The 9758-nt window shown below is 71.1% G+C and carries 7 protein-coding genes; 4 read left to right on the top strand and 3 right to left on the bottom strand.

What is annotated here, in order from left to right:
• Positions 1–55 precede the first annotated feature (55 nt).
• Positions 56–583: a MarR family winged helix-turn-helix transcriptional regulator gene (locus K8V84_RS18720; protein WP_304076670.1), complete on the bottom strand. Its 528-nt coding sequence runs from the start codon at positions 581–583 to the stop codon at positions 56–58.
• 128 nt (positions 584–711) lie between these two features.
• Between K8V84_RS18720 and K8V84_RS18715 the strand changes: the two genes are divergently transcribed.
• Positions 712–1686 (top strand): EamA family transporter, encoded by a 975-nt coding sequence (locus K8V84_RS18715; RefSeq protein WP_304076667.1) that lies wholly within the window; start codon positions 712–714, stop codon positions 1684–1686.
• Here K8V84_RS18715 and K8V84_RS18710 read toward each other — a convergent pair.
• Complete coding sequence (locus K8V84_RS18710) at positions 1594–4512, bottom strand: glycoside hydrolase family 2 TIM barrel-domain containing protein (RefSeq protein ID WP_304076666.1); 2919 nt, start codon at positions 4510–4512, stop codon at positions 1594–1596. The two genes, K8V84_RS18715 and K8V84_RS18710, sit on opposite strands and share 93 nt — an antisense overlap.
• Positions 4512–6662 (bottom strand): alpha-galactosidase, encoded by a 2151-nt coding sequence (locus tag K8V84_RS18705; RefSeq protein WP_304076664.1) that lies wholly within the window; start codon positions 6660–6662, stop codon positions 4512–4514. The genes K8V84_RS18710 and K8V84_RS18705 overlap by 1 nt, the downstream gene beginning before the upstream one ends.
• A 220-nt stretch (positions 6663–6882) precedes the next feature.
• Here K8V84_RS18705 and K8V84_RS18700 point away from each other — a divergent pair, with 220 nt between their 5' ends.
• Genes K8V84_RS18700 through galE form a run of 3 tightly spaced genes read left to right on the top strand, consistent with a single transcriptional unit; the run spans position 6883 to position 9655 of the window.
• Positions 6883–7671 carry a DeoR/GlpR family DNA-binding transcription regulator gene (locus K8V84_RS18700; RefSeq protein ID WP_304076662.1) on the top strand — a complete coding sequence of 263 codons (789 nt, stop codon included), beginning with the start codon at positions 6883–6885 and terminating at the stop codon, positions 7669–7671.
• Positions 7668–8699: a galactose-1-phosphate uridylyltransferase gene (galT, locus tag K8V84_RS18695; RefSeq protein WP_304076659.1), complete on the top strand. Its 1032-nt coding sequence runs from the start codon at positions 7668–7670 to the stop codon at positions 8697–8699. The genes K8V84_RS18700 and galT overlap by 4 nt, the downstream gene beginning before the upstream one ends.
• On the top strand, positions 8696–9655 hold the full coding sequence (gene galE / locus K8V84_RS18690) for a UDP-glucose 4-epimerase GalE (protein ID WP_304076657.1): 960 nt from the start codon (positions 8696–8698) through the stop codon (positions 9653–9655). Before galT ends, galE begins: the two co-directional genes overlap by 4 nt.
• The last annotated feature ends 103 nt before the right edge of the window (positions 9656–9758 follow it).

Genomic DNA, 9758 nt, shown 5'->3' with positions numbered 1-9758 from the left:
GGCCGTTAGTCCGACCACGAACAACGGGGGAGGTCCCGCCGGAGCCTCCCCCGCGTCATGTCCGGGTTCGCTCCTGCTCTTCCTCGGGGGCGCTGTCACCGAGGGAGAGCAGCAGCTCGCGCAGCAGGTGGGCCAGTTGCCGCTGTTCTCCCGGGTCGAGACCCGCCAGCAGGCGGCTCTCGTTGGCCACGTGGTCCTGCACCATCCGGTCGACCACGGAGAAGCCCTCGTCGGTGAGGCCGATGAGGACACGGCGTCGGTTGGCGGGGTCGACCTCCCGATGGACCAGGCCGCGTTCGACCAGGCGATCCACGCGGTTGGTCATGGCGGACGAACCCACCATGGTCATCCGCACCAGCTCCTTGGCGCTGAGCCTGTGGTCCCGTGTGCCCGACCGCCGCAGCGTGGCGAGCACGTCGAACTCCCAGCGTTCCAGGCCGTGCTCGGCCAAGTGGTCACCGATCCCTCGGCCCAGGATCTGCTGCAGGCGGTTCATCCGACCGATGATCGCCATCGGTGAGACGTCGAGGTCGGGGCGCTCCCGGTTCCACTGGGCGAGGTAGAGGTCGACGGCGTCGTTCATGACGCGATCCTAACGGCGCTCGCTTGACGGGTCCGCCGAAATCGACCTAATCTTTCGATATCGAATATTTCGACATCGAAAGGTCTTCTCATGGCCTCCACCCTCGACGAGCGCGCCCGGGGAACACGGTGAGCGGCCGTGGGCGGACCGCCGCAGACACCCTGATCACCGCGCTCGCCCCCATGGTCTGGGGCAGCACCTACCTGGTCACCACGGAGTTCCTGCCGCCCGACCGGCCGTTGCTGGCCGCGCTCACCCGCGCCCTGCCCGCCGGCCTCATCCTCCTGCTCATCACCCGGGCCCTCCCCAAGGGCGTGTGGTGGTGGCGCGCGCTCGTCCTGGGCACCCTCAACATCGGTGCCTTCCTCTACCTGCTCTACATCGCCGCCTACCTGCTGCCCGGCGGTGTCGCGGCCCTGGTGATGGCGGTCCAGCCGGTGATCGTGCTGTTGCTCGGGGCGCTGGTGCTCCGCGAGACCATCCGACCGGCCCACGCCCTGGCCTGCCTGTTGGGCGCCTTGGGCGTGGCCCTGCTCGTGGTGGGCCCCGAGGCCGCGCTGAACCCGGTCGGTGTGATGGCCGGTCTGCTCGGGGCGGTGTGCATGGGTTCGGGGATCGTGCTCGCCAAACGCTGGGGCCGCCCCGAGGGGGTGGGCGTGCTCGCGACCACCGGTTGGCAGCTCACCGCCGGTGGACTCGTTCTGCTGCTTCCGACCCTGCTCCTGGAGGGGCTGCCCTCCTCGATCACCATGGCCAATCTGGGCGGCTACGTCCACCTCGGACTGTTCGGCGCGCTGCTCTCCTACGTGGTGTGGTTCCGCGGCATCGAACGACTCCCCGCCCTCGCGGTGTCCTTCATGTCCTTCGCGAGTCCGCTCACCGCCACACTCCTCGGCTTCCTCGTGTTGAACGAGACCCTCACCATGACCCAGGGGCTGGGAGCGCTGGCGGCGGTCGGGGCGGTGCTGCTGGTCCAGCTCACCGCGTACCGACCGCCGCGCCGACCCGCCTCAGCCTCGGAGTCGGGTGAAGCCCGCCCGGAGCCGGTGGTTCCCGGCGACGAGCCCGTGAGCGGGCAGTACACCCGGACCACAGGAGGCTGAACCCACCCCGTGGTGGTCGGTGTCCACCCGCAGGTGGACCCGGTCCCCGGCGACCAGCTCGTGCGGGTGCCGGGCCGTGTCCAACCCGTGGTCGCTCCACCGTCGGGCGGTGAACTCGAACTCGGGATCGCCCTGGATCCGCAGCCCCGAGCCGGCCTCGTCCCACAGCTCCAGCCACCGTGTGCCGATCCGCCGGCCGTTCTCCTGTGGGCGCAGGTAGGGGGTCTGTAGTCCGTCGACCGTGTCGGTGAAACGACCGATCCGCACCCCTTGGGCCATGTCCCGGTACGCCTCGCCGGGCCCGCGTCCGAACCACTCGACCGCGCCCAAGGCGCCGGGCACGGTCAGGTCGATGCCCAGGCGCGGCAGCGGACAGATCCACTCCCCCGTCGCCGTCACGGTCAGGTCCAACCAGAGCGTCTCGGCGTCGGCGGTCCACCGGTAGGTGACGTCCAGGCCCAGATCGCGGGCGGCCGGGGCGAGGCGGGTGCGCACCTCCAGGGCGTCGTCGGCCACGTCCACCGCCACCCGACGTTCGGTGAGTCGGTCCAGCCCGAGCCCCCGCCAGAACGGGGCGAGTCCCATGCCGTGCAGACCCTCGTCGTTGTCGGTGGGGACACGCCAGACCCCCGCCCGCGGCTCGCCCACGTCGAGGCCGCCCACCGTGAGCAACCGGCCGGTCCGAACGTCGAACAGTCCGGGACCGAGACGCAGTCCCCCTCCGTCGAGCAGCGGATACGCCGGCGCCCGCTCGGGCACCGGGCCCCTGTCGACCAGGGGCGCCTGTCCCCAGGCCACCTCGTGCCCGGACACGGCCCACGGAAGGTCGTCGGCCAGGTGCGCGGTGACGGTCAGCCAGGTCTCTGCCCCACCACCACGGGGCACCTCCGGCAACGGCACCTCGACCCGCCCGCCGGGGGCGATCACCGGGACCCGCAGGCTCCCACCACCGAACACCTCGCCCTCCTCGGCCACCTCCCAGTCGAAGGCCAGATGGGAGGTGTCGGTGAAGGTCAGCAGGTTCTCCACCGTCACCGTCGCGGCCCGGGGGGCCACCGTGAAGCGCACCGGGGCGAAGGTCCGGGCCAGCGCGGTCAGCCCGGGGCTCGGGGTCCGGTCCGGCAGCAACAACCCGTCGGCCACGAAATTGCCGTCGTGCAGCACCTCCCCGAAGTCACCCCCGTAGGCGAACCACTCGGTGCCGTCGGGTTCCCGTCGCCGGATCCCGTGGTCGATCCACTCCCAGACGAACCCGCCGACCAGGCGCGGGTAGCGCTCGAAGAGTCGTTGGTACTCCTCCAGGCCACCGGGGCCGGCGCCCATGGCGTGGGCGTACTCGCACAGGACGAACGGAAGGGAACGTCGGTGCTCGTCCGCCTCCGGGTCCTCGGTCACCGGTTCCTCTCCCCGACCGATGCTCTCGACCTCGGCGTGATCGGGATACATCCGCGAGTACACGTCCACGTAGGCGCTGTCCCGGTCACCCTCGTAGTGCACGGGGCGGGAGGGTTCGTGTTCGTGCACCCAGTCGGCCATTGCGCGCAGGTTCCGGCCCCGGCCGGACTCGTTGCCCAGCGACCACATGATGATCGAGGGATGGTTGCGGTCCCGCGCCACCGTCCGCCGGATCCGGTCCAGGTAGGCGTCGCGCCAGCGTGGGTCGTCGGAGGGGTTGTCGCGCCAGTCGACCACCTCGAACCCGTGGGTCTCCAGGTCGCACTCGTCCACCACCCACAGGCCCAGTTCGTCGCACAGGTCGAGGAAGTCCGGGTGCGGCGGATAGTGGCTGGTCCGCACCGCGTTGACGTTGTGCCGCTTCATCAACAGCACGTCCTCGCGCATGGTCTCCCGTGACACCGCTCGGCCGTGGTCGGGGTGCCACTCGTGCCGGTTGACCCCACGCAGCAGCAGGGGTCGGCCGTTGACCTTCAACTCCCCGTCCTCGATCGCGACGGTGCGGAAGCCGATCCGCAGCCGGACCCGTTCACCGGGGGTCACCACCTCGGCTTCGTAGAGCCTCGGTGTCTCGGCCGACCACGGTTCGACCTTTTCCACGGGGTGCGCGACCCCGGGTTCGAGGTCGGAGAGTCCGAGTTCGGGCAGGTGGACACGGGCTCCGGTGAAGCCCGTGACGTCCACCCGCAGGGTTCCGGCGCCCGTGGTGTGGTCGTGGTCGGCCACGACCGTGACGTCCTCGATCCCGTCGACGGGCCGGGACAGCAGGGTGACGTCGCGGAAGATCCCGGACAGCCACCACATGTCCTGGTCCTCCAGGTAGCTCGCGGCGGACCACTGGTGCACCCGCACCGCCAGGACGTTGCGCCCGGCCCGCAGCAGATGGCCGACGTCGAACTCGCTCACCAGCCGGCTGCCGGTCGCGAACCCCACCTCGGTGCCGTTGACCCACAGCCGGAAGAAGGAGTCCACGCCGTCGAAGCGCAGCACCGCGCCGCCGCCTTCCGGCCATCCCTCGGGGAGGTCGAACGCGCGACGGTACTCCCCCGTGGGGTTCTCGTCGGGAACGAACGGCGGGTCCAACGGGAACGGGTAGTTCACGTTGGTGTAGGCGGGCGCCCCGTATCCGTGCAGCTGCCAGTGGGCGGGGACGGGCAGGTCGGCCCAGCTCGTGTCGTCGAAGTCGGGCGTCTCGAACCCGCCCGCCCCGGCGTACTCGGTGTCCCCGAAGTCCTCCGAGACCTCGGGCGACAACCGGAACCGCCAGGTGCCGTTCAGGTTCAGTGTGGGCGCGTCGGAACGCAGACGGGCGCGCGGGGCACGGGCCCCGGCCGACGGGGCGAACCCCTCCAGCGCGGAGTACTCGGGCATCAGGCCTCCTTCAGGTGGAGCAGGATCAGCTGACCGGGATTGATGTTGGGCATCTGGAGTCCGGCGCGGGCCAGGACCGCCCCGGAGAACTCGCGCGGCTCGCCGCCGAACCACTCCGGCATCACCTGCTGCATGGTGGACGGCCATCCCGTGTCCTGACGCCAGTGCACCAGGTAGCGGCGGTCCTGTCGCAGCCCCGGCAGGCGGACCCGGCCGGGCAGGGCGCGCACGGACGCCTGCGTTCGCGCGTACCGGAACAGCGCCTCGCCGCCGTCGGCGGCCACGACCCCGTCGAGCTGCTCGGCGGGGTCGGGGGCGTCGGCGTGCACCACCTCACCCGAGTGCAGCAGCGGACGCATCTCCTTGTGGAGCCGGATCCAGGAGGTCAGCGCGGCGAGTTCGCCCTCGTCGCAGGTGGTGACGTCCCACTCGATCCCCGCGTGGGCGAAGAGACTGGCGAGCAGCCGGGTGGGCAGCGGCGCGACCCGGCCGGTGGTGTGCGACTCCGGCGCACCCACGTGGCCGCCGATGAGTTCGGGCGGCAGGAGCAGTTCGGTCCAGCGCTGGATCGCGAGCCGTTCCAGGGGATCGTTGTTGTCGGAGGCCCACACCCGATCTGTGCGGGCGAGGATGCCCAGGTCGACGCGGCCGCCGCCGGAGGAGCACGACTCGATCTCCAGCCCCGGGTGCCGCTCCCGGAGTCGGTCGAGGAGTTCGTACACGGCCAGGGTCTGGTGGTGCACCCCGGCCGAACCGGTGGGCGCGTGCACGGCCTCCAGGAGGTCGCGGTTGTGGTCCCACTTGAGGTGGTCGGGTCGGTATTCGGTGATCAGGGCGTCCAGGTGCTCGAACACGTACTCCAACGCCTCGGGACGCCCCAGGTCCAGCACCTGCTGGCCACGGCTGGGCAACGCGGGGCGGCCCTTCGGGGCGAGGAACCACTCCGGGTGGGCGCGGCCGAGGTCGGAGTCGGGGTTGACCATCTCGGGTTCGACCCACAGTCCCACCTGCATCCCGAGGGAGCGCACGTGGTCGAACAACGGGTGCAGGCCGTCCGGCCACACCTCTTCGTCGACCGTCCAGTCGCCGAGGCCGGCGGTGTCGTCGCGCCGGCCACGGAACCAGCCGTCGTCCAGGACGAACCGCTCCACGCCGATGCGCGCGGCGGTGTCGGCGAGTTCCCTCAGCCGGACCTGGTCGTGGTCGAAGTAGACCGCCTCCCAGGTGTTGAGCACCACCGGGCGCGGCGAGACCGGGTGTTCGGGGCGGGCGCGCAACCACCGGTGGAACCGGGCGGACGATCCGTCCAGGCCTCGGTCGGACCAGCTCAGGAACACCCACGGGGTGGTGTGGGACTCGCCCTGCCCCAGGCGCACCTCGCCGGGGTGGAGGAGTTCACCGCCGACGATGACCGCGTCGGCCTGGCCCGCGCCCTCGGGCAGGCGTTCGGCCAGGTGGACGTGGTCTCCGCTCCAGGCGGTGTGCACGCCCCAGACCTCGCCCTCGCGAAACCCGAAGCCCGGGGTCCCGACGGTGAGCACGAGCGGGGAGTCGTGGCCGGTGCGGCCTCGGCGCGAGGCACGCGTGCGGGTTCCCATTCCCAACGGCGAGCGTTGCGGGACACGTTCGCGCACCCAGCGGCCGGTCGGGTCCAGGACCTCCTCGGCCTCGCGGGGCAACGGGAGGGTGACGTTGAGCGTGTCCAGGGTCCAGGGGGCCGGATCGAGGTTGGTGACGGTGTGCCGGGCCCGGACCAGTCCTTCGGGTTCCATGCGCAGTTCGGTGCGGAGTCGAAGCCCGCCGCCCTCGGCGGAGACGGTGACCCGTCCGCCCACGTCGGGTTCGGCGTCCTCCAACGGGTCGACGTCGACCTCCACCTTCGACCACGCCGGATAGGTGATGCGGCCCTCGTGGTGCCCGGCCAACCCGGGGTGTCCGCGCCATCCCTCGCCCTGTGTCGGCACCAGGGATACATAGGTGGGCACGTCGACGCCGTTGTTGGCGGCCGGGGGTCGGGCGGCCAGGGCCAGCCCCTCGAAGTCGGGCAGGTCCGCTCCCCAGTGCAGGACCTGCGGGAGCCCGGTGTCGGGCACCCGCAGGACCAGGGCGGCCCCGGCGGCACGCAGGGTGATGGTGCGCTGGTCGGTCATTCCTTGATCGCTCCCAGAATCGGTCCGGCACGCGAGGGTCCATCGGGTGTGGGTGCCGACACGAACATCCACATCGTCGACACTGCACCCGCGAAATGTCAACGCTTATCAACGGTTTCCCACACGACCCCCGGAATCCGAGCCCTCATTGACAACGACCGACCAGCCAATGAGACTATGATTCAACAGAATCCAACATTTTCGATCACACGGGGGCGGGATGCTGGCCGCGCAACGACAGGAGTTGATCCTCGAAAGGCTCCGACGGGACGGGAGTGTCCGTGTCACCGACCTCGTCACGTCCCTCGCCGTGTCCGACATGACCATCCGCCGCGACCTCGACACCCTGGAGGGACGCGGCGCCCTGCGCAAGGTGCACGGTGGCGCGGTCGCCTCCGAGGGGCCCCGCACCGAGGAGCCGGGCTTCCAGGCCAAGTCGACCCGGCAGGCGGCCGAGAAGCAGGCCATCGCCCGGGCCGTGGCCGGCCTCGTCGAACCGAACAGCGCCGTCGGTCTGTCCGCCGGGACCACCACGGCGCTGGTCGCCGAGTACCTGCGCGACACCCCCGGCCTCACCGTCATCACCAACTCGCTGCCCGTCGCCGAGGTCTTCCACCGGTCCGAACGCTCCGACCAGACCGTCGCGCTGACCGGCGGGTTCCGCACCCCCTCCGACGCCCTCGTCGGCCCGCTCGCCCTCGCCTCCGTGCACGGGATCAACCTGGACACCCTGGTCCTGGGCGTGCACGGCATGCACGAACGGGCCGGGTTCACCACGCCCAACCTGATGGAGTCCGAGACCAACCGCGCCCTGGTGGAGTCCGCCGAGACCCTGGTGGTCGCCGCCGACTCCAGCAAGTGGGGCACCGTCGGAATCAGCACCATCACCCCTTTGAACCGCTGCGACGTGCTCGTCACCGACGACGGGCTCGCCACGGACGCCCGACACACCCTTCAGGACCACGTGGGCAGCCTCGTGGTCACCGACGTTCCCCGGGAGACCGGATGAAGAAGACCACCGCGCGCCTGGCCGACGGCCGGGAGATCATCTACTTCGACGAATCCGAAGACGCGCACCGCGAGCTCCACGACCCTCGCGACCTGCCCGAGCGGGCCCCAGGATCCGAGCTTCGTCGGGATCCCCTGACCCGCGAACAGGTCGTGGTGGCCGCGCACCGCCAGAGCCGCACCCACCTGCCGCCCAGCGACCAGTGCCCGCTGTGCCCCTCCTCCACCGATCGGCACACCGAGGTCCCCGCCACCGACTACGACGTGGTCGCGTTCGAGAACCGCTTCCCGTCGCTCAGTGGAGACGAGGGACGCTGCGAGGTTCTCTGCTTCTCCTCCGACCACAACACCTCGATGGCACAGCTGGGCAGCGCCCGGGTGCGCACCATCGTCGACGCCTGGGCCGACCGCAGCGCCGCGCTCGCCGAACTGCCCGGCGTCGAGCAGGTGTACTGCTTCGAGAATCGGGGCGAGGAGATCGGGGTGACCCTGCACCACCCGCACGGTCAGATCTACGCGCTGCCGTTCGTCACCCCCCGCACGGCCGACGTGGTGGCCTCGGCCCGCGCCCACCGCGAGGAGACCGGCGGCAACCTGTTCGATGACATCCTGTCCGCCGAACGGAAGGGGCCGCGCGTGGTGCTGGAGAACGAGCACTGGACCGCGTTCGTGCCCGAGGCCGCCCGATGGCCGGTGGAGGTGCACGTCCACCCGCACCGCGACGTCCCCGACCTGCCCTCGCTCGACGACGCCGAACGCGACGCCTTCGCGGAGTTGTACACCGACCTGCTCGGCAGGTTCGACCGGCTCTTCGACAGGCCACTGCCCTACATCTCCGCCTGGCACCAGGCGCCCGTCCGCGACTCCGAGGCCCGGAACCTGTCCCGACTGCGGCTGGAGATCTTCTCCATCCGCCGCGCCGAGAACAAGCTCAAGTACCTCGCCGGCACCGAGTCCGGCATGGGCGTGTTCATCAACGACATCGCGCCCGAGACCACCGCCCAGCGCATCCGAGAGGCCACCCCGTGAAACTCCTTGTCACCGGCGGCGCCGGTTACGTCGGCAGCGTCGTCACCGCACTCCTGTTGGAGGTGGGACACGAGGTCACCGTGCTCGACGTGCTCTCCGCCGGCCACCGTGACGCCGTCCCCGCCGGCGCCTCCTTCGTCGAGGGCGACATCCACGACGCGGCCCGCGTCCTGGACCCCTCCTTCGACGCCGTGCTGCACTTCGCCGGAAAGTCCCTGGTCGGCGAGTCCGTGCAGGACCCCGGACCGTACTGGCACACCAACGTCGCCGGCACCCTCGCCCTGCTGGAGGCCATGCGCGAACACGGCGTGGACCGGCTGGTGTTCTCCTCCACCGCCGCCACCTACGGCGACCCGCCCTCGGACGCGCCGCTGCGCGAGACCGACCCGGCCTCGCCCACCAACCCCTACGGCGCGGGCAAGCTCGCCGTGGACCACATGCTCACCGGGTGGGCGCGCGCCCACGGTCTGGGCGCCATCAGCCTGCGCTACTTCAACGTCGCCGGAGCGCACGGCGGGCTCGGCGAGCGGCACGACCCGGAGACCCACCTCATCCCCAACCTGTTGAAGGTGGCCACCGGCGAGGTGGAGCGCGCCTCGGTGCACGGCACCGACTACCCCACCCCCGACGGCACCGCGATCCGGGACTACCTGCACGTCCGCGACCTGGCCGACGCCCACGCGCGTGCCCTGGAACACCTGGAGCCGGGCACGCACCGGATCCACAACCTGGGCAGCGGCGGCGGATACAGCGTTCGCGAGGTGCTGGACGCGGTCCGGCGGGTCACCGGCCACCCCGTTCCCGTGGTCGACGGCCCCCGACGCGCGGGCGACCCCGCAGTGCTCGTGGCGGCCAACGACCGGGCCCGCGAAGAACTCGGCTGGGCGCCCACCCGCGGCCTGGACGAGATCGTCGCCGACGCCTGGGAGTTCACCCGGAAGCGGGTGGGCACGTGAGCAGAACGTCGTACGTGGACGAGCGGGGTCTGGCGACCCGCTTCGGAGAGACGTTCGGTCGTGAACCCGAGGGGATGTGGGTCGCCCCCGGTCGGATCAACCT

It is taken from the genome of Nocardiopsis listeri, from assembly GCF_020741345.1.
Lineage (GTDB): Bacteria > Actinomycetota > Actinomycetes > Streptosporangiales > Streptosporangiaceae > Nocardiopsis > Nocardiopsis listeri_A.
Note: the sequence above shows the minus strand (reverse complement) of the source record. Positions and strands in the feature narration are given on the sequence as shown.